Origin of the sequence: Bradyrhizobium sp. SZCCHNR1017, assembly GCF_032381375.1 — a bacterium.
Lineage (GTDB): Bacteria > Pseudomonadota > Alphaproteobacteria > Rhizobiales > Xanthobacteraceae > Bradyrhizobium.
In genome coordinates, this window is sequence record NZ_JAUHIR010000006.1 from 306,362 (window position 1) to 329,007 (window position 22,646).

Annotated in this window: 16 protein-coding genes; all 16 read right to left on the reverse strand. The window is 61.7% G+C overall.

Annotated features, from left to right (window positions below; translation table 11 throughout):
- Positions 1-96 precede the first annotated feature (96 nt).
- The gene (locus QW863_RS17725) at positions 97-1,455 is read right to left on the reverse strand and encodes a sigma-54 dependent transcriptional regulator (protein ID WP_315715081.1); all 1,359 of its coding nucleotides are present in this window, start codon (positions 1,453-1,455) and stop codon (positions 97-99) included.
- 18 nt (positions 1,456-1,473) lie between these two features.
- Positions 1,474-3,315 (reverse strand): ATP-binding protein, encoded by a 1,842-nt coding sequence (locus QW863_RS17730; protein WP_315715080.1) that lies wholly within the window; start codon positions 3,313-3,315, stop codon positions 1,474-1,476.
- Positions 3,316-3,488: 173 nt separating this feature from the next.
- Positions 3,489-4,202: a GntR family transcriptional regulator gene (locus QW863_RS17735; protein ID WP_315715079.1), complete on the reverse strand. Its 714-nt coding sequence runs from the start codon at positions 4,200-4,202 to the stop codon at positions 3,489-3,491.
- Positions 4,203-4,460: 258 nt separating this feature from the next.
- The gene (locus QW863_RS17740; RefSeq protein WP_315715078.1) at positions 4,461-7,367 is read right to left on the reverse strand and encodes a helix-turn-helix transcriptional regulator; all 2,907 of its coding nucleotides are present in this window, start codon (positions 7,365-7,367) and stop codon (positions 4,461-4,463) included.
- A 702-nt stretch (positions 7,368-8,069) separates the two neighbouring features.
- A complete protein-coding gene (locus QW863_RS17745; RefSeq protein WP_315729339.1) occupies positions 8,070-13,628 on the reverse strand; it encodes a LysM peptidoglycan-binding domain-containing protein in 5,559 nt (1,852 codons plus the stop codon).
- Positions 13,629-13,999: 371 nt separating this feature from the next.
- On the reverse strand, positions 14,000-15,049 hold the full coding sequence (locus tag QW863_RS17750; protein ID WP_315715076.1) for an EscU/YscU/HrcU family type III secretion system export apparatus switch protein: 1,050 nt from the start codon (positions 15,047-15,049) through the stop codon (positions 14,000-14,002).
- Entirely contained in the window at positions 15,046-15,864 is an 819-nt protein-coding gene (gene sctT, locus QW863_RS17755) for a type III secretion system export apparatus subunit SctT (protein ID WP_315715075.1), read from the reverse strand. Before sctT ends, QW863_RS17750 begins: the two co-directional genes overlap by 4 nt.
- Positions 15,865-15,915: 51 nt before the next feature.
- A complete protein-coding gene (sctS, locus tag QW863_RS17760; protein ID WP_315715074.1) occupies positions 15,916-16,185 on the reverse strand; it encodes a type III secretion system export apparatus subunit SctS in 270 nt (89 codons plus the stop codon).
- A gap of 24 nt (positions 16,186-16,209) precedes the next feature.
- Positions 16,210-16,857 (reverse strand): type III secretion system export apparatus subunit SctR, encoded by a 648-nt coding sequence (gene sctR / locus QW863_RS17765; RefSeq protein ID WP_315715073.1) that lies wholly within the window; start codon positions 16,855-16,857, stop codon positions 16,210-16,212.
- 9 nt (positions 16,858-16,866) lie between these two features.
- Positions 16,867-17,934 carry a type III secretion system cytoplasmic ring protein SctQ gene (sctQ, locus tag QW863_RS17770; protein ID WP_315715072.1) on the reverse strand — a complete coding sequence of 356 codons (1,068 nt, stop codon included), beginning with the start codon at positions 17,932-17,934 and terminating at the stop codon, positions 16,867-16,869.
- Positions 17,931-18,383 (reverse strand): hypothetical protein, encoded by a 453-nt coding sequence (locus QW863_RS17775; protein WP_315715071.1) that lies wholly within the window; start codon positions 18,381-18,383, stop codon positions 17,931-17,933. Before QW863_RS17775 ends, sctQ begins: the two co-directional genes overlap by 4 nt.
- Positions 18,384-18,415: 32 nt before the next feature.
- Positions 18,416-19,759 carry a FliI/YscN family ATPase gene (locus QW863_RS17780; RefSeq protein WP_315729338.1) on the reverse strand — a complete coding sequence of 448 codons (1,344 nt, stop codon included), beginning with the start codon at positions 19,757-19,759 and terminating at the stop codon, positions 18,416-18,418.
- Positions 19,759-20,376 (reverse strand): type III secretion system stator protein SctL, encoded by a 618-nt coding sequence (sctL, locus tag QW863_RS17785; protein ID WP_315715069.1) that lies wholly within the window; start codon positions 20,374-20,376, stop codon positions 19,759-19,761. The genes QW863_RS17780 and sctL overlap by 1 nt, the downstream gene beginning before the upstream one ends.
- Positions 20,373-21,035 carry a SctK family type III secretion system sorting platform protein gene (locus QW863_RS17790; protein WP_315715068.1) on the reverse strand — a complete coding sequence of 221 codons (663 nt, stop codon included), beginning with the start codon at positions 21,033-21,035 and terminating at the stop codon, positions 20,373-20,375. Before QW863_RS17790 ends, sctL begins: the two co-directional genes overlap by 4 nt.
- Positions 21,036-21,098: 63 nt before the next feature.
- Positions 21,099-21,956 (reverse strand): type III secretion system inner membrane ring lipoprotein SctJ, encoded by an 858-nt coding sequence (sctJ, locus tag QW863_RS17795; protein WP_315715067.1) that lies wholly within the window; start codon positions 21,954-21,956, stop codon positions 21,099-21,101.
- A gap of 2 nt (positions 21,957-21,958) precedes the next feature.
- A complete protein-coding gene (locus QW863_RS17800) occupies positions 21,959-22,396 on the reverse strand; it encodes a hypothetical protein (protein WP_315715066.1) in 438 nt (145 codons plus the stop codon).
- Positions 22,397-22,646: the final 250 nt, after the last annotated feature.

Sequence of the window (22,646 nt, forward strand, 5' to 3'; positions counted from 1 at the left end):
AGATGGTTGCATTGCGCCCCGCGTGAAACGGGCTCGCGGCGCTCAGCGGAATTCCGCCGATCCGCGTCGGCGTGTGAGCGGGAATCCGCCTCGTGCCTAGCAGGAGGTTCGGCTGGGTCGCAGCAAGCCGTACCTTGCCATTTTTTCGTTGAGCGTCCGCCGTGGCACGCCGAGACTTTCCATAACCGCCACAACCGACCAGTTGTGCTCCAGCAAAGACGCCTCGATCAGCATGCGCTCATAAGCTGCGACACGCTCGGAGAGCGAGCGCCTTGCGCCCGCTCCTTCGGCCCGCCGCAGAATTTCCGCGACGCGGCGACCCGTTGCGGCCAGGCCGAGCGCGTAGCGTTCAGCCACGTTCTTCAATTCCCGAACGTTGCCTGGCCAGTCATGGGTCAGCAGCGCATCGAAATCCTCGGCTCCGAGTGGGGTCAAGTCACGGCCGCTGCGCCGGGCGGCTTCCGCGGCGAAATGCTGGAATAGCAGCAGCACGTCGTTGCCCCGTTCGCGCAGCGGCGGCAGACGGATCTCCGCCGCGGCCAAGCGGAAGTAGAGATCGGCACGAAAGCGGCCGCTGCGGCTGTCGGCCGCGAGATCGGCCTTCGCGGCGGCGATCACACGGACGTCGATCGGGATCAGCCGGTTCGATCCCACCCGCTCGACCACGCGCTCCTGAAGAACGCGCAGGATCTTGACCTGAAACGCGTGTGGCATGCTTTCAATTTCATCGAGCAGGAGGGTTCCGCCGCTGGCATGTTCGAACTTCCCGATGCGAGCCCCGCGTGCGCCGGTAAACGCCCCCGCCTCGTGACCCAGCAGTTCGCTCTCGAACAGCTCGGCGGGGACGGCCGCGCAATTCACCGCAACGAAAGGAGCTCGTGCCCGCGGACCAAGGTCGTGCAGTGCGCGAGCGACGACCTCCTTTCCCGTGCCGCTCTCGCCGAAGAGGATCACATCCCTGTCGTGCTCGGCGAGCTCGCCAACGGACTTTCGCAGCGTGGCCATCGCTGGCGATGTCCCGAGGAGACGTCGCTCCAGCTCACCTTCGGCGCCGAGCCGGCTCGTGAGTTGCCTGAGTTGACGCTTCAATCCTGATTGTTCTGCCGCCCGTGCCAGCACGGCAGACATATGATCCGGGTTGGCAGGTTTCTGCAAAAAGTCGTAGACGCCCTCGCGCATGGCCGCTACCGCGAGTGCAACGTCGCCGTGAGCAGTCAGCAGTATGACCGGAATGTCGGGATCGATGCGCTGCACGTCGCGCATCAGTTCGATGCCGGATCGATGCGGCATCCGGAAGTCGGTCAGTACCACGTCGGGCAGCTCGGCCTGAAGCATCGAAAGCGCCTCGTCCGCATTTCGGGCGGTGCGCACGTCGAAGCCGCCCAGCTCCAGCCATTGTCTGATCGAGCTGCGAACGATCTCCTCGTCGTCGACGACAAGAATCGATTTGCTCATCCACATACCCCGATAGATCTAGGCCGGCGCGGACGGCGCCGGCAGGGTCACCCAAAACCGGCTTCCGATTTGCGCTTCACTCTCAACCGAAATCGTGCCTCCGAGCTCCCTCACGATTCCATAGCTGATTGAAAGACCGAGGCCGAGCCCTTCACCGATTTCCTTGGTGGTGAAGAACGGATCGAACAGCGACTTCATGTGCTCCGCGGAGATTCCGCTCCCGGTGTCTGCGACCTCGGTCGTAACGGTGCTCCCCGCACGACGGATGGAGACCGTGAGAACTCGGCGCGGGCGATCACGCATCGACTGGACCGCGTTCGAGAGCAGGTTGACGAAGACCTGCTCCAGACGGATCGGGTTCGCTTCGACGTGAGCCGGCTCCGCTGGCAAGTCCAGGACAACCTCGATACCTTCATTTCTGATCCGGTACTGCAGAAGCCGCATCGCATTGCCAAGTGTCACACCGACATCGACTCTGCTGGTTGCCCCTGTCTCCTTGCGCGCGAACATGCGCAAGTGACCGATCAATGCCATCATTCGCTCGGCTATGGACGACATCAAGTCGAGGTTCAAGGCCGTTCGTTCGATCTCGTTGCGTTGCAACAAGACTCGGCTGCTTGCGATGTAAGTGGTGAGTGCCGCGAGTGGCTGGTTGATTTCATGCGCCACCCCCGCCAGCGCCTGTCCAAGACTGGCAAGCTTCGCACTCTGCACCAAGCTCTCGTGGGTTTGTCGCAACTCCTGTTCGGTGCGCGTCCGTTCCAGGACTTCGCTCGTCAGCTGACGATTGGCTTCGCGAAGCTCCATCGTGCGCTCCGCAACACTTCGTTCCAGCAGCTCGTTTGCTTCGCCCTTGGCTTTCATCGATTGCCGCCATTGATAGGCTACAAGTCCGAGCAGCTGTACTGTGAGAACGGCAAAGCCGGCTGTGGCGGCGACCGTCATTGCATGCCGTCGCGCGTCTCCGATATCCGAGAAGATCAGAAGCTGCCACCCATGCGCCGGCAGATGCCGCGCACGCAGCGCATATTCGTGAACGTCATTGTCGTCGCCCAGTCCAACCGATACGTTGCCTGATGCCGCCGAGGAATGCAGGATCGGGGCATTTTCGATCGTGTCGCCGAACTGCCGGGACTTGTTGAGACGCGCGACCGCGCTCGAGGGCAGCGTTCGCAGCGGGTGATATTTCCACCGCGCGCGGCTGGCCAAGATCACCACGCCTCCTTCATCTTCCATGGCCACCAGATCACCGGCCCTGACCCAATCGGCCTCCAGCGGCGTCAAATCGATCTTCACGACGGCGACCCCGATCGTAAGCTCGCCTTCCGTGATCCGTTGCGACAAGAAGTAACCAGGCAGGCCGGTCGTCACCCCGACGGCATAGAGCTGCCCTTCCCCGTCACGGATTGCGCTCTGGAAATAGGGGCGAAAGTCGTACGCATGCCCGACGAAGCTCTTTGCTCCATCATAATTGCTTGCTGCTAGCGCCACCCCTGCCGTGTCCAGTACGTAGAGCTCGGCCGATCCCGCGGCCTGATTTAGCGACTTGAGATAGCGGTTGGCTGCTTCGACGACTGCCCCGTCGCCCGGTGTCCGGAACAGCCGGCGCACCGGGTCGGCGAGTGAAAGAACCGTGGGCAGATATCGGAAGCGGGCAACGGTTGCATCGAACGTGCTGCCGATCAACGTGAGCCGATCATCGGAATCGCGGCTCATCTGCGCGAGCCCAGCGCTCAGGGCCAATCGGTAGGACAGCAGCGCGACTCCCACGATTGCCAGGATGGCAACGGCCGCGATAACCGGCCAAGCCCTTGAGAGCTCACGCGGCAGTTCCAGTCGGCTCGAAAACCACGCCGACATTGATACACTCCCGCTCACGCCAGCTCGAATGATGGACCTGACCTACGCTTCGGTCACCTCGCGAATTCTCCCCGCTCATGCCGGATCCAGAGCTTCACCCGCAACCGGAGTCTTGGACCCTCTTATGAGTCGAAGGTCGATGTACCCCGCGGCGTTTTACGGTCGAATGAGATCTATACGGCCGCAGCCATCGTCCAGCGTGACCTGGCGTCCCTGATGAGCTCCGGCAGATCGACGATCATCCGACACATGTGCGTTTCCAATTTGGCACACGCACCTTTCGGATCCTGATCACGGAGCAATTCGATCAACTCGAGACATTCTCGTACCTGGGCGCCTTGATCCGGGCTTTGCAGGATCGAGAGGCATCGGACATATCGGCTGCGATCATTGAAGTTCCGCATCATTCTCAGCATCTGCTCGTTTCGCGACAGCTGCGTGATCTGCTCGAAGACGCCTTCGATGGTCATCGCATGATGTTTGACGCACTTCGTTGCCGAGTGACCCACTGCAACGGCTTCCACTTTCATCAAACCCCGGCCGAGACGCGCAACCGAGGACGGATCGAGTGGCCTCGTGATATTGTGCTCAAGAACCAGCCGGGCAAATTCATACAGGTCCTGCAGCTCGGACGCGTTCGGAACCTTGGAAAAGAAGCCTCGCTTCGCGATGCTGTCGATCAGTCCCTCGCCTTGCAGGCGCTCCAGCGCTTGGCGCACAGGCGTTGCGCTCGCATTGACGCGATCCGCCAGATCGTCAATGTGCAGATGCTCTCCCGGAAGCACCCGGACCTTGCTGTCAGGGACCAGATCATAGTGGATGACGAGGTCCTTGAGCTTAGTGTAAGCGGTGTCTACCTTGCTGATATCCCCGTCTGTATCACGCATGCCACGTCCCCTTGAACCACCCTAGGCGGACGCTACTTGCCGGCCGCAGACGTAGCACCGGAGAGGCGTATGCCTTGTTCCCGGAATGCTCCGACCGCGCCGACGAGCACGCATGAACGGGTTCGGCGACGCCCGACGTCGAACCCTTGCCCTGCTACTCGTTGTCCGCCCATGACTGTCATTTTTTACACACTGTAAGCTTACGCACTCATTGCAGCCGTCACCATCATAAAAACTATGCAATCGATGTGTACTGGTTCACTGGAGCATACTGAGACGGTGTCTCATCGCGTAAGCGGTTGCAGCGGCGCGCGAGCTCACGCCGATCTTCATATATATGTTCGCGATGTGTCTGTTGACGGTCGGCACACTAAGGCGTAGTTCCGCGGCAATGGCCTTGGAGCGGCTGCCGGCAGCGAGCTTGCTGAGGATCTCCATTTCTCGCGGCGAAAGATCATCAGGGCCTCGCGCGTATAAGTTGCGCGGCCCGACCTCGACTCCCTCTATCCGTGCTCGATCGACACGCTCCTGCCAGCTTCGCATGCCGAGTGCTACGAACTGCTCGCGTCCCCGCTGCAGCAGCGCATGCGAGGACGGCTTGTCGCCTGAGGTTCCCGTCACGATCGCCTCGTCAAGATCGACGAGCGCTCGGAGGCAGACCTGGCCTGCCCGCTCAAGGTCGCCGCGGGCCTTTGCGAAGTGCGTGCATGCCGCAACCGTGTGACCCTGAAGGGCCGCCAGACGTCCGAGGATGAATTCACGGCATTCACCGGCTGCACCGATCGTGCTTCCGTGTTTTGGAGCGCGGACCAACGCTTCGAACCGGCGCGCGCGCTTGACGTCCTCACGCTGCCAGGCGGCGCAGACCCCGAGCCCAAGTGCATCATCCGACAGCTGTCTGTCGCAATTTGTGTTCTCCAAGGATCGGAGCAGCGCCTCGATGCGAACGTCATATTCGTTTTCGCCAGGCAAGAACGCTTCAGTCAGAGCGGCGAAGCCGAGCACGATCTGTCCAAGGCGCACCGGATGATCCTTGACGATCTGCAGCGCACGCGAAGCGATTCGGCCGATTGCCGGCCAGTCGCCCCCATACAAATAGGCCCGCCATGCGACCGCGGAAAGCTCCAGGGCGAGATGCAACCGGTGCCACGGTCCCAGTCGGACAGCCAGCGCCCGCGCGTCGCGCAGCGCCGCGTCGGAGCTTGTCAAATGGCCCAGGCTCGCCTCGGCAATCGCGAGAGAGGTTAAGGCCTCGATCCGGCCAGGAAGCGACCCGAAACACTTGGCATCCCGCAACAGGTCGTGCGCAGTTTCGACCCCCATGGCGAGTTGTCCATGCCGATAGATCCAATCATGGGTGACGACCTCTCGAGCCCGGATGATGGCCGCCGGACTCTGCCATTCGGCGGCCCAACGTTGCACCTGCTCTGTCTGTTCGATTGATCGCGGAGCATACAGGTCGAGCGCCGAGGCACGGTCCTCTTCGTCTCCAAGCTGACGGACGAGATCGAGCGCAACCGGATCCGGCGCGTGGTAGATCGTCTCAAACGTCCCGTCATTCCATCGGCATCGCCAGTGCTGTCGGAGCACCTCCAATCGGGCCCAGTGCAAATCTCGGCGAGCACCGCAGGCCTCCAGTCCGCGTTCCACCAGAGGCTGCCACATCTCGGTGGGAGCGCCGGCGTCCCGCAGCCTGCGGACAATCGTCACCAAGAAACTCATGATCCATGATGGCTGCCGCTCCCAGCATCGGCCGAACAGAAGGCGCGACGTCGCGTCGGCGGCTTCGACGTCGAGTGATGCGGCCTGGGCAAGCGCGAGATCACGAAGCATCTCGTCCGAGACAGCATCGCCTGCGAGATCGCAAGCGATCCGAAGGAATGCAGCTTCGTGCTCGCTGATATAGTTCGCTCGCGCGCGCTCGGCTGCCTTCAGTGCGAAGACCCCGCCGATCTCGGCACCCGCGATGCGCTGCGAGGCGTGATACTGATGTGCAATCTCTCCGGGATCGGCATCGAGCTCGGCGAGACGCGTCGCCGCGCGCCGATGCAAGATCGCTCGCCGGTCGGGGTTCAGTTCGTCGTACATGGCACGCCGCAGCAACGCATGCGCAAAGACGTAGCCATCACCTCGCACGACGAGGACCCCGGCCCTCATCGCCTCGTCGATTTGGTCGAGAATCGTCTCTTCGGAATCCGATATCAGAAGCTGCAATCGGCCGAGATCGAAGCCTTCCGGAAATATCGCAGCGATCCGTAGCATCCCCAGGGTCGGCGCCGAGAGCCGCGCGAACCGTCGCGACAGCAGCGGACGCAATCCGGCCGGGATGCCGACACCGTTGGTCACGAGATCGGCGGGCCATTGGCCCTGGCGCCCCGGAAATCTTCCCTCGTCGACGAGGTGGTTGAAGAGCTGGCGCACATAGAACGGATTGCCACCAGTCTCACGGTGAATTGCCGTCGCAAGCGATGCGGGAAGCCGCTCGCCTGCCAACGACTCAAGCATGCGCATCGTGTCCGCAGGCTCGAGCGGCCGAACCGCGATCCGATGAAGCTCGCTCTCACGCGCCAGCGCATTGAGTTCCAGCGGCTCGCCACCGGTCTCGTCAGGACGGAGGGTGATGACGGTCAGCAGCGGGAGAGACCGCGTCGAGCGTAAGCAATGCAGCAACATCGACCAGGATTCGCGATCGGCCCAGTGCAGGTCCTCCAGCACGAGCAACAGTGGAGATTCGACTGCAACCGCATGAAGCAGATGAACGGCGGATTCGAACAGCCGAAACCGCTCGTCCGGTCCGGAGAGTCCTTTGAGAGCAGGAAGATCCGCAGCGGCCGCGAACGCCGGCACTAGGCGAGACAGCGGCCGAATCATATCATTGCGAGCATGGTTGAGGAGTGTCGGCTGCTCGCGAGCCCATTGGGAGAACGTGTCGGCGAACAATCCATAGGGCAGAGGTTCGGCCATCTCGTAGGCGGCCCCCCTCGCGACACAGAAACCGCGCTGCTTCGCAGTTAGGGCCAGTGCCTCGACCAGACGGCTCTTGCCGATACCAGCCTCTCCTATCAGGACCGCGCCGACAGCGCGTCCATTCGTGCTCGGGAGAAGCTCGCGAAGCCGGTTCGACTCCTGGTCCCTTCCTATAAGCGGAACACCGCTATCCTTCATGCGCTAACCAATGGCCAACCTACACGATACTCTTTCATGGCTGCGGCACGACGCACTGCCGCCCGTGCGATTCAACCGTCTCCGACAACTTAAGATTGCTTTGAGAAAATATCAGCTCGGCACGATAATACCAAGCGTCAAATCAATGTTGCGCTGCGCATATCGGACTCATCTCGCGAAGACTGTCGCGCAATCGCGACCGGCGAGACCCGAAGGACTCAGATCGATCACGATCTCCATAGCCCGTTCAGCCAATGATTGCTTGCCCTAAAAGACACACAACCATTATGAGGTGCAACCACCAAACTCAACCGAAGCATGAAACATCATTGAGTCGTTTTCTTGACGAAATTCTCCTGGCCCAACGAGCTGGCGATCGAGGAACCGCGGCGACGCCGTTCTCGACTACTCAGCGTCGGAGGCGACGCACACATGGGCCAAGCATCTGCTGCAACGCCGGAGAGAACCATGCGTTCGCATACAGGCTCAGGAGATGGCGATGGCCTCAGGAGATCGCGGGTCCTTCATATCGTCCAACAACGCACCTTCAGCATTCGGCGGCTTGGTGCCGAACCCCGACGCGCGAATCATTTCGGAGCGTCGGATTGCGCGCATCGGAGCCGCGGCAAACCAGTGACGAGTGCGGCTTGGCACATGACATCCGGCACGCAGATCTACTGAACCGAATGTCAGAACCGTTCCTTAGGGCCGGAACGATTCGATGTACTTGATCAAACCCTTGGCGCCGAAAGAAAGTCCGGAGGTCCACGCGTCGCGGGGACGGGCCCTCGCCCATTTCTTTGCTGCACCACTCTTCGCAACGGACCCGACCGCTGAACGCGTTGCAGCAAGGCCGACCCCGACAGCGACACCGACATCGGGACCAATGAGCGCCCAGTTCCCCGCGTGAGCGTGTACATCAGCCGCTACCAGATTGCCCGGAACGAGCCCGATCGCGCCGACAAATTGAAGGCCTTTTCCGGATTTGGTTGATGTTTCCCAACTTGACTTGGTGGGAATATTTACAGTTGGAGGAGCCAAGTCCTTCTTGTTTGCAGAGCTGGCCTTATTGTAGCTCATCAATTCTTTCGTCGTGCGCCCCGTTCTCCGCGCCACCTGCACCCATGTCAGCCTGCCCTTCGACGGATCTTGGACGTCACGATTATCGTAGACGCGGTCGACCGAGAGCTTGTCACCGACCCAAGCCCCGGCCCGCGGAAGCTCGTAAGTCTGGGGGATCCAAGTCCGGTTCTCGGCCACGATCTTTCTGACTGTTGTGCCATGCTCCTTTGCGAGATCTCTCAGAGATTGTCCCGGCTGGAGATCGACGGCTTGCTTTTGCCCGGGAACGTGCAGATTCTGGCCGCTCATCGACAACAGACGTCGGAGAGGCACACCGGTTTTTTTGGCGATCTGTTCCCATGTCACGGCTGTTGGGTTGCTGGCCGACGAGGCTTGGCCCGGAACGTCAATCCGCAAAGGTGCACGACTGTCCTTGTTTGCCGTGATCAGCTTCTTGATCCCGACACCATGCCTGCGAGCGAAACTCTCCAGTGACTCGCCTGGTTGCAAGCGATCGGTCGTTGCCCCGCGAAGCACGCGGCCACCGCTCGCTGCATCATAAACCCGTCGTGGTGGGATGGACAAACCACGGTGCCCGTTCGCCTCCAACAGCCGCTTCAGGCTGAGTCCCTGATCGGTTGCAAATTCCCCGTAGGTCACGCCATTCGTGACCTGACGAAGCCGCTGAGGAACCAGGATCTCGGCGGGCGCTACATTCTTGGCGTTGGCCTTGGCGATCGATCGCAGCGAGGTGCTGTGGCTGTCGAGAAACTCCTGCGGGCTTTGACCGGCTTGCACGCGTGCGTCATCGACTGCCGGAACGGATGCGCCTGCGGAATCCTTCCGAGCGGGGATCGACCATCCATGCCGATCCAGGTTCAGCGCCACGAGCGTCTTGACATCGACCCCCTCGCGCTTCGCAATCTCGGCCCATGTCGCACCAGAACTGTTGAGAGCGGTAACTGTCGGATTGATGTCTTGAACGCCAGGATTGCTTCGCGTGAGGTCGCGCGGTATGAGGCCAAGCCTTTGGGCAATGCTGACCATCGTATCGCCTGGCAGAACGTCGACTTTCGTCCCGCGCGAGCGCATCAGCGCTTGGGAGCTCACACCATTGCGCAAGGCGAAAGCTGCCTGCCCAAGACCGAGCAAACCGTCCGATATGGCGGCGGCCCTGTCTGTATGCCATCCACTCGCAGCCTTCATGAAATTGATCGAGGCGTTGGTCCCGAAACTCGAGGCGACGACGGCGCGAGCCGCCGCTTCACGAGACGACCCGAGCCACGTCCTCACCCGCGCATGCGCCAGGGGACTGTTGAAAAACGCGCGACCTACTGGATTAAGATCAGCGATGGCCTCGCTCAATGCCGGCGCACCATGCGTGGCCAACACCAGTTCGCCGGCAACGGCTGCCGATGCTGCGGCCGGCGGAGCGGCAGCGACCCATTCTCTCAATCGATTCGCGATGCGCTTGGCGCCGCCTCCCGCCTGAGGTGTCGTCGAGGCGGCCAGAGCCCAATCGGCCGCGTGATCTTGGCTGATTGGCGTATCCTGCAACCCCAAAGCGGTCTGCCGGAACGATGCGAGTGCCGCTGGATCGCCTCCGAAAACCGCCTTGTGGAAGTCGGTCTCCCCCATCCGGTCGCGAATGGCCTCCGCGATCTTTGCCTCCGTCGCATAGGGCGATGTGCCGCGGCGCGGCACGACCTGCGAGGCGAGAAACTCGGTCACACCTTCGTTCAAGTTCGAATGTGGCCGGCTTGAATCAACGACCAAGGTGCTTGCGAGCTTCTTGAACGATTCCGAAGTCAGTGCATGCACCGCCTCGTGCGCGACCACGTCCGGGCTCAATCTGTCGGTCCGCACATAGACGCGATGCCCCCGATCCGATGCGATGCTGAAAGCATCGACGGCCGCCGGATCGTGCTGGCCGCCGGCTTTTTGATATGCACGGGCGAAATCGGCAGGATCCATGGCCTGCAGCCGGATGCCATTCGGCGCTGAGCCGCTCGTCCGACCTTGATAGGCGTCAAACACCTTCCTTCCCGCGTCGAACGCAGCGGGCTGTCCGGCGAGGCCCGCTTCGGTCGCGGTGCGGGATCTGCTCTGCTGATAGTGATGAGAAGCCACACCGGAAACTGTATTGAGTCCGATGGACAGATAGTCTTGCGTGGTCGGCGCCTTGCCTGACAGGAGGCCGGGACCCGCAGTCAGCATGGTGTTCGCGCCCAGCTGGGAGGCTGTCTGATAAAGCGGGTTCGACACGAGGCCATTCGGCCGTGCCGCGCTTGAGGTCCGCACGGCGACCTTGCCGTCGACGAACTTCGTCAGACCGCCAGTCACGCCGGCCATCGCGACATTCTTGAAGTACCCCGAGAACGCGTCCTTCATCTGCGCGTTGGCTTCGTCCTGCGTGAGCCGTCCCTCGGAGAGCTGATACTGGGACTCGACGTAGGTCCCCGCGACGTTGCCGAGGCCCATGACCCCCTGATTGGCGACCATGACCGTTGATCCGGTTGCCAGCTTCGAGACGACCGAGCTTGCAGCCTGGTCGAGGCCGCGCGTAACGAAGGCCTCCGTCGCTCCGCCCGTCAACGCCCCGCCTGCTGCGCCCAGGGACTGCACGCCCGATACGGTCGCATCGACGCCCGCCTGCTTCACTTCATCCCAGCTGCCGCCACCTTGGAAGAAGTTGTTGGTCAGCGCCGCATCGAGGGAGACGTGAGAGCTGCTGTGAATGTCGCCGCCACCGAACACAGTCGCTGCATTCTGGGCCGTGTCGATGGCTTCTGCCGTTCCCGTTCCTACCAAGGTGCCCGCTGCGAGGGCGGCCAAGACAGGCGCGCCGGCTCCGGCCGTGGCCATGGTGACAGCGGTCGCAGCCGCGGCGATCGCGACGTCGCGCACGACTTCCTGTGCACTCGACCAATTGGCGTCGGTCTTGCGCTCGTTCTCGAACATCCGGTCATTCTGGGTGGCCAGATTACCCATGATTTTCAGATACTCGCCGTTGACCTCCTGGGCAGTCATCCCTCTCTGATTTTTCTGCAGGGCCGTGAGCGCCTCTTTCTTGTCCTGCAGATCCGACTCGAGCTCAGACCGGTTGGCACCGAACAGCCCCCCGACCCAATCGCCGCCCTTCTGCAGAAGGCTGCGGTTGCCGAGCGCTTTGTCTTCCCTGCCGATGGCATCCTGCAGCTCATGCAGCCCTTGACCGATATCCACTCGCGCGTTCGCGTCCTTGAGGCTCGCAAGCTGCTCAGCGACCGCGCCATCGCTCAAGGCACCCGGATGCTGCGCAAAGAATGTATTGTACGCATGCGAGAGCGCGCTCTGGTCAGCGGCCGTTTGCGGATCAAGTAGATTTTGCGGCAACGTCAGCCGAAACTGGGAGTCCAGCAGCTGATATTGAGCCAGCTTCTGTTGAAGTTGTGCATATTGAAGCGATTGCTGAGCCGTCGTCAGGGCGCTGCCCGCTTTGGTGAAACCCACAGCCTGTACATTGCCAGCTTGTACCAAATCAGTGTTGGCGGACTGCCGCGCGGTTGCGACCGCCGCCTCGCTCTGTGTGACACGATAATCCTGAACCAGCCTGTTGGTCGTTGCAGCCAGCTCTTTCGTGATCAGGCCGGCCGATGCCGCATCAGTTCTTGCCTGCGCTATCTGCTGCAACACCGGCGAGTTTGAGGGCAAGGGAACATGGCTATAGGTCTGCTCCAGATTAGCCAATGTCGTATTGCGCCGGTCGGCGTAGGCAAGCCCGGTTGCCGACTTGAAGCCCGCCGTCGCAATGTCGGACATTGTCGAGAGCTCGCGCAACTGATGCTGCGCTTGGTTCAGCTTGAGCTCCGTGGCGGCCGTCGGATTCTTGATATAGGCGGCCTGCGCATCCGAGACGGCCTGGTGGCCCTTGATCAGGGCGAGGTCGGTCCCGACTTTGTTCTGATAGGCGCTTGCCTGATCGTAGTCGATCTTCGCCGTGGTAGCGGTCTGCCGGGCTTGCGGGGACAATTTGGCAAGATCGGAGTCCTGCGCTGCCTCAAGATCGGTCTGCGCTGCCGCCGCAAATGCCACTCGGTGCTGAGCCGCGGCCCAGCCTGCATTCTGGTAATCAGCGTTCCCGTTCGCGAGCTTGAGATCGAGCGATGCCTGCTGCGGATCGCTGCCGCGCGTTGCACGTACGGTGTACCCCAATGGATGCAGAGCGTCGTTCACCCGATCCTGGGCATCCTTCGCAACCGTCCCGTATTTCTCGGAATTCGAAGCATAATACTGGAGCTGGGCCTTGCCCTGCGCGACCATGCCGACATCGGCGTTGAGCTTGCTCCGCGCGACGGTGAAGTCGTCATAGGCGCGCAGCTGCGATGGCGTCAAATCCGCCTGGGTCGGATTTTCGTTCTGGTCGATCGTGACCCCGGCTTTCTTCAGCGCTGTGGAAGCGCTCTCGAGCTCTTTCTTGTCCGCCGCGGCCTGCTGCCCGTAGACGACGCTTTTCCCTGCCGCAAGGTCGGCGCCCGCGGCATCAAGCTTGCGCTGGTCCGTCGCCAGCTTGTGTTGCTGCGCATCCTGCTGCTGATTCAGCAACGACAGACGGTGCAATGTTCCGGCGCTGATCCCCCGGTCCATCTCGGTGTCCAGACGGCCGAGCTGCGATTTGGTCTGCTCGAGAGCAGCCGTATCGGCGGTGACCTTGGCCTTTCCCTCGGAAACCTGGGCCGAGGCCGCGTCGACGAGCGGGGCAACTTTCCGCGCGACTGGATCTTTCACGGTGACCGGCGGCGGTGCCGGCTTGTAGTTCGCTGCGGCGGCGTCGATGCGTTGTGCAGCACTCAGATTGCTCTTGGCCGAACTCAACACCGCCTGGTCGGCGGTGACTTGCTGCTGAGCGGCCGCAACCTGCTTCTTCAGATCGTTGATATGGGTTTGATGGGCAGCCGCCGCGGCGCCGGCGCCGCGACCGTACCCGATCGGAGCCTTCGTGCCCTGCGCATCAGTCAGCTCGCTCTGCAGTTTATGCAGCTTTCCAGCATCACCATCGAGTGTCGTCTGCGCCTTTGTCTGAACCGCTTTTGCCTGCGAAACGGCGTCTGGGACCGGCGCCGCCGACGCCGGGGCGGGGACCCCCGGACACGCGGCCACCGCCTTCGGCGGAACAGGGGGACCAAACAACACGGGCGTCGGTTGCAGAACCGGACCCATGATTGGCCGAGCGGGCTGAAAGAGCGGCAAAGGTGCCGTCGATGATGATCCAACGCTGTGCGTCGAATTGCGATCGAGCATGCCCGAAGACGACGCCGTGGACTTCGGCCGCGGAGGTGGCGGCGGCGGAGGAGGTGGTGGCGGGGGTGGCGGCGGAGGCGGAGGAGGCGGCGGGCTGGCGACAACCGAACCACCTGCGTCATCTATCCGCATTCGCGCGTCTCCCCGTCAATGGCGACAGTGCTGCTTTGGCCGGCGCATATCGTCAGCCGTGCAGCCCATTCGGTGAACTCCGAGCGGCATTGTAGGACGTCAGCCAGCCGCTGATCCGGAATATATTATGAAAATACTGTTGGGCGGCGCAGCGACAGTCAGGACATGCCGCTCGCGCGCAACGCCGACGCCACTGGCTGGAAAAACTCCTCAGTGATGTAATGGTCCTGGGCGATGCGGCGATCGAGTTCCGCTGCAAGGTCTGGATTGCGCAGACGAGGAATGCCGAGCTCAGTGGCAGCTTCGGTGAGGTTGTGCGCGCGGACGGAACGTCCCTTGCACACAAGCCTTGGGACCTGTGTCTCACCCGGAACATAGCGCAACCCGACCATCACATCGTCGCCCTCAATGACCAGTGTTGCGCTTTCGATTCCTCCCCGCCCTCCCCCGTGCGCCAGCGATTGACGCTGACGGCGTTGTGCGGAGCGCACCTCCGGCAGGCCCTCCTGGTCTCTCCGCTCGCGCTTCGCCTCGCTTCGTGTCATCCGCATCTCGCGCATGAACAGTCCGCGCTGCAAGAGAACGTCGATAAGGCCGCCCACCATCAGCACGACGATTGCCGCGACGACGAGCGGTGCCATCACCGCCCCGATCACCGGCGCGAGGCACGAAAGGCCGCATCCTGGCGTGTGAACCAAGGAGTTGAGCGACATCGCGAGGACGAAAACCGAGATCGTGACGAGCAGGGTCGTCTTGACCAGACTCTTCACCAGCTCGATCAGGCTCTTGAGCGCGAAAATTCGCTTCAAACCCTTTGCGGGATGCAAGCGCTCTGCGCGGGGCTTGATAGGGTCAAGGCTGAAGACGATCCCCTTGGTGACGGCGACGTTGACGACGAGGGACATTAGGACGACGATGGCCGCCCCCCTTGCAAGGTATGGCACGGCGGCTTCGTACATCATCGTTCCGATCGTGCCCGCAGCTTCCCGAAACGGTTGCCCGCCCGCATCGCCCACGAGCATCATGGCTCCCCGTAGCCGCGCGAAAAGCTCCGGCAAGATCAGCCAGAGATAGAGCAGCATGGACGACAGGCATGCACCGGCGACCATATCGGTGCTGCGAAAGACCTGTCCCTTTTCGCGCGCCTTACGTAACTTCCGCTCGCTCGGAGGCAGCGTCCGCTCCTCAGTGCCGCCATCCTCACTCATCGCAGGAACTGCCCTAGCTGGTCCAGGATTCCGGTCAACTCTCCAAGCTGAGTACCGAAGTGATCGAGCAGAACGGCCGCATAGGGCGGCAGAACCAGGAAATAGACCAAGTTGCGCGCCGCCATCGAAAGATCGAACACATTCAACTGCGGTGCGAAACGGGCGATCACCATCAGCGCGAACATCGCAACGAACATGGCCGCCAGCACTGGGAATGCCAGGATCAATGCCAACTGCAGCACGCGGACGAGCATTTCCAGCGCCAATAGGCCGCTCTCCGCGCGTAGCAACGGCGCGAGCTCAATGACCGGCCAGAGCCTGTAGCTGCCATAAAGGGCTTCGACGACGCTATGAAAGCCGTCGGCTGCGACGAACAGAACCACCGCAGCGAGCATAAAAAGCGTGCCAGACGCGGTGGACTCGGTCATGGCGTTGGGATCCTGAAGCTGGGCATCGGGGGCCTGACGTTCGTAGTCGAGCAGGTCGCCCGCGACCTCGGCGGCCCAGAACGGGATCCCAAGCAGCAGACCAAGGAGCCCTCCGATGATCGCTTCCTTGAACCCGACCGCGACCAATCGCAATGTTTGCGTGCCGATCGGAGGAAGCACCTCAACAAGTCCGGTCATGACCGGTAGCGAGATCGCGACCACGAAGGCACCACGAATCAAGCCGGTCAGCCCGAGGCGAACAAACACCGGAAAGGTCATGACGAAGGCGCTGGGACGCGCGATGGCGAGCGCCAACGAAAGAAGATGACGGAAGACGAGATTGGCCCCCGCCTCGATGCTGTCCAACGGCATGAGGTCAAGCCCCATCGCCACTCCGCGTCGCCCATGTCCCTCCGAGCGCTATGAAGGGAAGGCCCGTCAACGCGTCAGTGCAGGAAAATCCGCAAGGATCTGATCGGCATATTGGATCAGCGGTGCCGCCAACACTGCGCCGAACACCGCCAGCGTGGCCACGACGGCAATCAGTTTGATCGTCTGCGGCAGCACCTGATCCTGAATCTGGGTTGCGGCCTGAAGAATTGAGACGAAGAGGCCAACAACCATCGCCACACCCAGGGGAGGCATGGCAAATATGAGAACGACCGTCAGACCCCTGACCAGATGATCGACGATTGTCGCTTGGCCCATTGCTTTCCCTCCCCATCTCGCAGGCTATCCGTAACTCAACACCAGGCCATGCATCAGCTTGGACCAGCCCTCGACCATCACGAACAAGAACAACTTGAATGGGACGGAGATCGTCGATGGCGGCACCATCGACATGCCAAGGGACATCAAGACCGCGGACACCACGAGATCAATCGCGATGAAGGGCAGATAGAGCAGGAAGCCGATCTCGAAGGCGCGCTTGAGCTCCGAGCTCATGAAGGAGGGAACGAGAATAACAAGATCTTCGCTCGATAGCTTGGCTCTGCTGCTATCGGGCCATAAGCTGCCGGTGGCAGTGACGAAAAACTCCCGCTCCGCGACCGTCGTGAACCGGCTCAGATGTTCGCGAATTGGCTGGCCTGCCCGCTCAGCAGCATCTTTCCAGTCGGTAAAGGTTTGAAACTCGCTGGGACGATCATTGACGCGCTCATACACGGTCTCCACTAGCGGCGCGCTGACATAGGCCGTCAGAACCAGCGCAATGGCATAGAGCACGAGGTTTGGAGGCGTCTGCTGCACTCCCAGCGCGTTCCGGATCAGGAACAGGACCACGGCGATCTTGACGAACGATGTCATCGTCACGACGACAAAGATGATAAGGCCAAGTCCGGCGATGACCGCGAGAACAGCGAACAAATTGAACTGGGTCACGGCTTCAGCTCATTCGTGATTGAACAATCTGGCGATCCGCACGCCGAGTGCCTCGCCGATCCTGACGATCTCGCCCTGCCCGATCCGCCGATTCCCCGCGTGAATCTCAATTGCATGTCGCGGATCCCGACCGAGATTGAAGACATAGCCGGGCGCGATCATGCGCAACTCGCCGAGAGGTATCTCGAGCTGGCCGATCTCAAATAGGAGCTTGATCTGGAGGTCGTCCAGGCTCACATCGTCTGCGCCTGTATCGACGCTTTCATGTGCCGTCATGTCCACAGCCGTCCAATGATGATGAAGATCGCCTCTGATCTGGTGCAACGTGTCCACCACTGTCGCGTCGCTTCCCTCGAAGCGGCATGAGGTGAGACGACGCTCGCCGAAGACGGCGGCGACGCGTCCATCCGGCATCGCGTGTTCGACGATCACGACGTCTCCCGGCCGTAAGCTCGCAAGCAAGCGGGCGCTGACGCGCGTAACACCAAGCCGGAAGGCCGCGCAGATCGGAACTCCGGCGGCAGCAGCCGGACCCAATGCTTGAACTTGATTTGCCAAACGGGATTCGTATGGCTCTGGTAAAGACAGGTAAGCACTGAACGATCGTTCGCCAAACCTGCCGCGACACAGGATTCCAATCGAGTCCGGAACGCTGCCATCGAAGGAAGCATGCGTGAGGGTGACGGGGAGGCCGAGCGTCTCCTCGATTGAATCAAGTATGGCGGCGCAGGCGAACTCGATCAGAAGCAGCAGATCGGGCTCGGCGAGCGTAGTTCGAGGCGGACCATCAATCGCCTGCAGCGTTGCATCGATCACCTCGACAGGCAGACTTACGGCGCATGGATCACCGCCGATCGTAAAATGCAGACGACACGCCGGCCGGCTCGAAACGCCCGAGGAGGCGCCCGAGAAGGAAATCCGCAGCGGCAGACCTGCCAACTCGCAGGTGAGTTCAGCCAGCCGCCGACACCAACGACGGGCACGTAGAACATCAGCAATGGATAGCACGTCCGGATGAAATTCGGTGATCTCACCGTCAGGCGCTCCGCGCCTGCGAGCGGGGAATGGCGCGTTCATGCTTGCCGCCCCGCCGCCCTGCCGTCCGAATTAGCCATCTCCTCTAGCAACGTCTCACGGTCCTCGCGACGGCGACGTGATTGCTGCGATAACTCATCCCACTTGCGACGCCTCCGATGAGCCTTCACGAATTCGAGGCGTAGACCCTGAACTTCGTTACGCGCATGGTCGAGCGTACGGATGCTCGCAAGGCGCTGCTCGGCAAGCGCCATTGCCAGCGACTCGAGGCGCCTGAGTTGCGCGTCAAGTTGGGTGATCTCCCGCGCGGAAATTGGACGCCCTACCATCTGCTGGTAGATCTGACGTTCGCGTGCGCCACGCGCCGCTGCTTGCAACGCGAGCGCATGATTGATCTGCGTCAGTTCCGCAGCCGCTTCGACCTGTGCCTCCACGCCGCGCTGAAGCGCGGAATTCGCCCGCCGCTCCCTCTCTCCGAGAACGATCCGCATCCTGCGTATGCGCGTGAGCAGTGGATCGTACCTCATGACGCGAGCTGCTCGAGTTGATGGATCGTGCGATCCCACGGAACGACCTCGCCGAGGCCCTGCCGCAGAAAGGACTTGATAGCATCCTGCTTGGCGATCGCCTCATCGGCGATCGGATCGGATCCGGCCTTGTACTCCCCAACCTGCAGCAGGAACTCAAGCTCTGCATAGCGAGCTATGAGTTCACGCACCCTCCTGGCTGCAGAGCGATGACGGCTCGTCACGACCTGATCCATGACGCGGCTGAGGCTGGACACGATGTCAATCGCAGGGAAATGCGCCGACTGTGCGAGCTTAGGTGACAACGCGATGTGCCCGTCCAGAATGCTGCGCGTCTCCTCCGCGATCGGATCCGCGGTACCATCCCCCTCAACCAGCACGGTGTAGAATGCAGTGATTGAGCCGGCGACTCCGGGACCGGACCGCTCGAGCAACTCGGGCAATGCCGCAAACACCGACGGCGGAAAGCCCCGGCGCGTCGGCGGCTCGCCCGCGGCCAGTCCGATCTCACGCAATGCCCTCGCAAAGCGAGTGACACTGTCCTGCACCAGGAGCACGCGTGCGTTGCAATCCCGGAAGTACTCCGCGATCGTCACGGCGACATAGGCAGCCGTGACGCGCTCCGTCGGCGGCCGGTCGGAGGTTGCGACAATCACGACTGATCGCGCCCGAGCCGCTCCGGCCAGGCAGCGCTCGACCATTTCTCGAACTTCGCGCCCACGCTCGCCAATCAGTGCGACAACGCAGACGTCGACGTCCGCGTTCTGGACGATCTGGGCGACAAGCGACGATTTGCCCGCGCCGGGTTCGCCATAGATGCCGATCCGCTGCCCCTCGCCGCAGCTGAGCAGACCATCGATCGCCCGGATACCAAGTGACAAAGGGCCGTCAACGAGCCGCCGTGCCAAGGGCGCCGGCGCAGCTCCGCGGACTCGTCGAATCTGGTCGAACTCGGGCCATCCTCGTTCCTGAACGTCGAGAGGGCGCCCGAGCCCGTCGACGACGCGGCCGAGCAGCGCTGGCCCAACCATGATGCCGAGGGCCTGCCTTGTCGAGACGACTTCCGTTCTTGTTGAGAGACCCGCCACGTCTCCGAGAGGCGTCAGCAACGCGACTCCGCCTTCGATGCCCACGATCTCGGCCCGCAGATCAGGCGAGGCATGGGCAGAACGGAGCAAACAGATATCGCCAACACGCGCATCGGGAACGATCGCCCTGATGAGGGTCCCCGACACCTGAATCACGCGCCCGCGGATCGGGCGCAGTTGCGAACGGCCTGCAGCTTCACGCAACTGCGGCAGGATTCGCGCGAGTCGGTGCGTGGCAGAGCCTGCCGGCATCATGGCTCCACGCCCTCGAAACCGGCACGCAGCGCCAAGGCGAGCTGCTCCAGTTGAGCGTCAACGGAAACATCGATCTGCCCGAACTCGCTCCAAAGCATACAGCGCCCCGGCGCAAACTGCGGGTCGGACACGATGGTGAGCTGGTCGGCCCCATCCTCCAGCAGCGTCGCCACTCGTACACGGATGGACTCCATCTCCTGCGGCGCAGTCATCAGCACGAGGGCCGTACCGGAACGGATCTCTTCGAGTGCTCTGGTGATGGCGCGCGCGGCGAGATCGTCCGGCTCAAAACTTCCGAGGATCTCCCTGATGATCTCGACGACGAGCGTGATAAGTTCGTCTTGCAGATCGGCGACGAAATCATCAACCGTGACCTTCGTTTCCGCAATCAGGCGAGCCGCCTCCTCAACTCCCGCGAGACGACCATCCTCAAAGCCTCTCATGCGCTGCTCTTCGAACGCGAGCCGGGCCTGCGCGGCGATCTGCTCGCATTGCCGCCGGGCGTCGGCAAGAGAGGCAGCCGCGGAAAACCAGGTCTCCGCCTCTTCGGCTCGAACCACGGGTCCGAGCGGATGGAACGTGCCGACAGGCTTGTCACTCTCGCGGGCTTTCACGGCACCATCCCATCGGCTAGAACGCGATCAACAATCTCCGGACCAAGCTGCTGGTGTCGCCGCGAGACCGAGGAGCCCAGCGGCGAGTTAATCGGAAATCGAAGAAGGATGCGGCTACGCAAGGTGGCGGGGAGTCGCCAGATTGCGGCATTGAGACATTGCATCCCATCACCTCGGATGAGGTCCGCAAGCGCAGATGGATTCGGGGGGCGATCGGGTTTGGGCGACAGATCGATATTGGCGAGCGCGACCTTGTGGAGTCGGGAATCGAATTCTCCGAGATGCTCCCGGAGCGTAGTCTTGAGGACCATGGAACGAATTGCGTGGGCATGCCAAACACCGCCGGCCAGCTCACCGACGCGGCATAGTTGCTCGCAGTCGAGAAACGCAATGCGACTGCGCGTGTCAGCGACGTCGGCTGCCGTGCAGCAATCAAGCTCGTAATGCACAACGATCCGCTCTGAGATATCTCGGTGGAGTCGGTCGCAGGCGAGTATCCGTGCGGCAAGCCCGGGCGAAACGCCCGGTACGCACGCGAGAAATCGTTCAACGTGGATGTAGCGTGCCGGTAATCGACAAAACGTGTCCATATCCATCACCGGCCAATGCCCCACCGGCGCGCCGGGTTCGCAGCCACCGCCGACCTTCGGAGCACGCAAACCAAGGGATGCTCCAGGTTGCACAAGCCTACTCATTTGCCGGCCAAGCCCACTTCAATCGCACTAGGATACGACACGCAGCGGATCACGCGCCGGCATTCGCGCCTCCCGACGCGGCGCGTTGCGTTGCGCATATCCCACGCGTGCCCGGCGCCAGAGCTGGAAGATTCCGATCGATCCCAGCAGCCCCAGCCCTACCGCGGCTGACACCTGCAGGATGAGCGGACCGTCACGCAGGGCAGATCCGTCGTGAGATAGAACGGATGCCGTCGTCTCGATCGACGTGGAAGGGCTGACTTCGACGGGATCCGAACTGCCACGCACGAAAACCACGGCCACCCTGTCGTACGTCAGTCCTTCGACACTATTGGCAATGAGGGTCTTGATCTGCGGTAGGAGCACGGCGATTTCGGCGCGCGCATCGTGCTTGATGAACACCGATGCCGCCGACGACGGAACCTGATCGTGACGCAACGGGTCTATCTTAGGCAGCACCACGTGGACTCGGGCAGAGATGACTCCGTCGATCTCCATGATCGTCCTTGCCAACTCTTGATTGAGCGCGTGAATCAACCTGACTCGCTCCTCTGTGGGTGACGACACCAGACCATTGCTTGAGAATATGCTGCCCATGTCTTCGAACTTCGCATGCGGCAACCCGGACGCATTCAGCAGCGTCACAGCGTCGGCAAATCGCTCCTGCTCGACCCTGACAGTATTGCTACCGTCCTTTGCCTGGAGTCGGTCGGCGGCGATGCCGTGGTGCAGCAGAAGGGCCATCATCAGATTAGCCTCCTTCTCGCTCAAGCGGCTATAGAGCTCACCCTTGCAACCGCTCAGCATGAACGCCAAGCCCAGCACCAGCGCCAAATTCAATCCGCGCCCTCGAGCGGCCAGCCATTGTTTGCCGCAACCGGCCATTCTCATTGTCCCTTCAAGAACGTGTTGAAGATTCGGGTCGACTCGGTCGAGATTTTCGACATCAGCGTCGCCTCAATGGCAAACGAGAATGCGTGCTCCAGCATTTGCAGGGCCTGACGGCCCGCGTCTGGCTTGTCCGCTCCCAGGGCCGTTCCGCCAATGTTGGAAGATGCTGGACCGGATGCTGCCGGCTCCGGCATGAGATTGAGCTCGGGCGCGGCATTGCGCTGGACCCGCTCGTACGAACTCTCCATCCACTCCATCACCTTGCTGCCGAGTTGGTCGACGGCGTGCTCAGGCTCCATAGGCAGTTTAGTGACCGATCTATGCAGAGCGTCCTGAAACGACTGCTGGGCGGCCGCTCCGGGCTCAACGGCTCCGAAACTGACACCAACTGTTCCGGAAGCTGTGACGCCACCCAACGGCGCAATCGTCGTCATGTCACCGCTCCATGCCGTCTCAGGACCCCTCGTGCTCTCGCCATTGCTCACTCCAAACAAATAATGACTCACAAGGACAGCCGGACCATGGCTTGCACAACAGATCAGACAGAGCTTTGCACGGCGCCCAGCGGGGCAGAGCATAATATTTTCCTAATATATTCTCCGACGCACCCGCGACCGCTGTGATTGAATGAGATGAGCTGATAGCAACAAGTACATGTGAGTTTGCTCGTGGGTACGCGCGATC

What these genes read in the sequence shown, in the direction of transcription:
- QW863_RS17725 (WP_315715081.1), bottom strand. Translation starts at nt 1,455, where the DNA reads ATGAGCAAATCGATTCTTGTCGTCGACGACGAGGAGATCGTTCGCAGC.
- QW863_RS17730 (WP_315715080.1), bottom strand. Translation starts at nt 3,315, where the DNA reads ATGTCGGCGTGGTTTTCGAGCCGACTGGAACTGCCGCGTGAGCTCTCA.
- QW863_RS17735 (WP_315715079.1), bottom strand. Translation starts at nt 4,202, where the DNA reads ATGCGTGATACAGACGGGGATATCAGCAAGGTAGACACCGCTTACACT.
- QW863_RS17740 (WP_315715078.1), bottom strand. Translation starts at nt 7,367, where the DNA reads ATGAAGGATAGCGGTGTTCCGCTTATAGGAAGGGACCAGGAGTCGAAC.
- QW863_RS17745 (WP_315729339.1), bottom strand. Translation starts at nt 13,628, where the DNA reads ATGGGTCCGGTTCTGCAACCGACGCCCGTGTTGTTTGGTCCCCCTGTT.
- QW863_RS17750 (WP_315715076.1), bottom strand. Translation starts at nt 15,049, where the DNA reads ATGAGTGAGGATGGCGGCACTGAGGAGCGGACGCTGCCTCCGAGCGAG.
- sctT (WP_315715075.1), bottom strand. Translation starts at nt 15,864, where the DNA reads ATGGGGCTTGACCTCATGCCGTTGGACAGCATCGAGGCGGGGGCCAAT.
- sctS (WP_315715074.1), bottom strand. Translation starts at nt 16,185, where the DNA reads ATGGGCCAAGCGACAATCGTCGATCATCTGGTCAGGGGTCTGACGGTC.
- sctQ (WP_315715072.1), bottom strand. Translation starts at nt 17,934, where the DNA reads ATGAACGCGCCATTCCCCGCTCGCAGGCGCGGAGCGCCTGACGGTGAG.
- QW863_RS17775 (WP_315715071.1), bottom strand. Translation starts at nt 18,383, where the DNA reads ATGCGGATCGTTCTCGGAGAGAGGGAGCGGCGGGCGAATTCCGCGCTT.
- QW863_RS17780 (WP_315729338.1), bottom strand. Translation starts at nt 19,759, where the DNA reads ATGCCGGCAGGCTCTGCCACGCACCGACTCGCGCGAATCCTGCCGCAG.
- sctJ (WP_315715067.1), bottom strand. Translation starts at nt 21,956, where the DNA reads ATGGCCGGTTGCGGCAAACAATGGCTGGCCGCTCGAGGGCGCGGATTG.
- QW863_RS17800 (WP_315715066.1), bottom strand. Translation starts at nt 22,396, where the DNA reads ATGACGACGATTGCGCCGTTGGGTGGCGTCACAGCTTCCGGAACAGTT.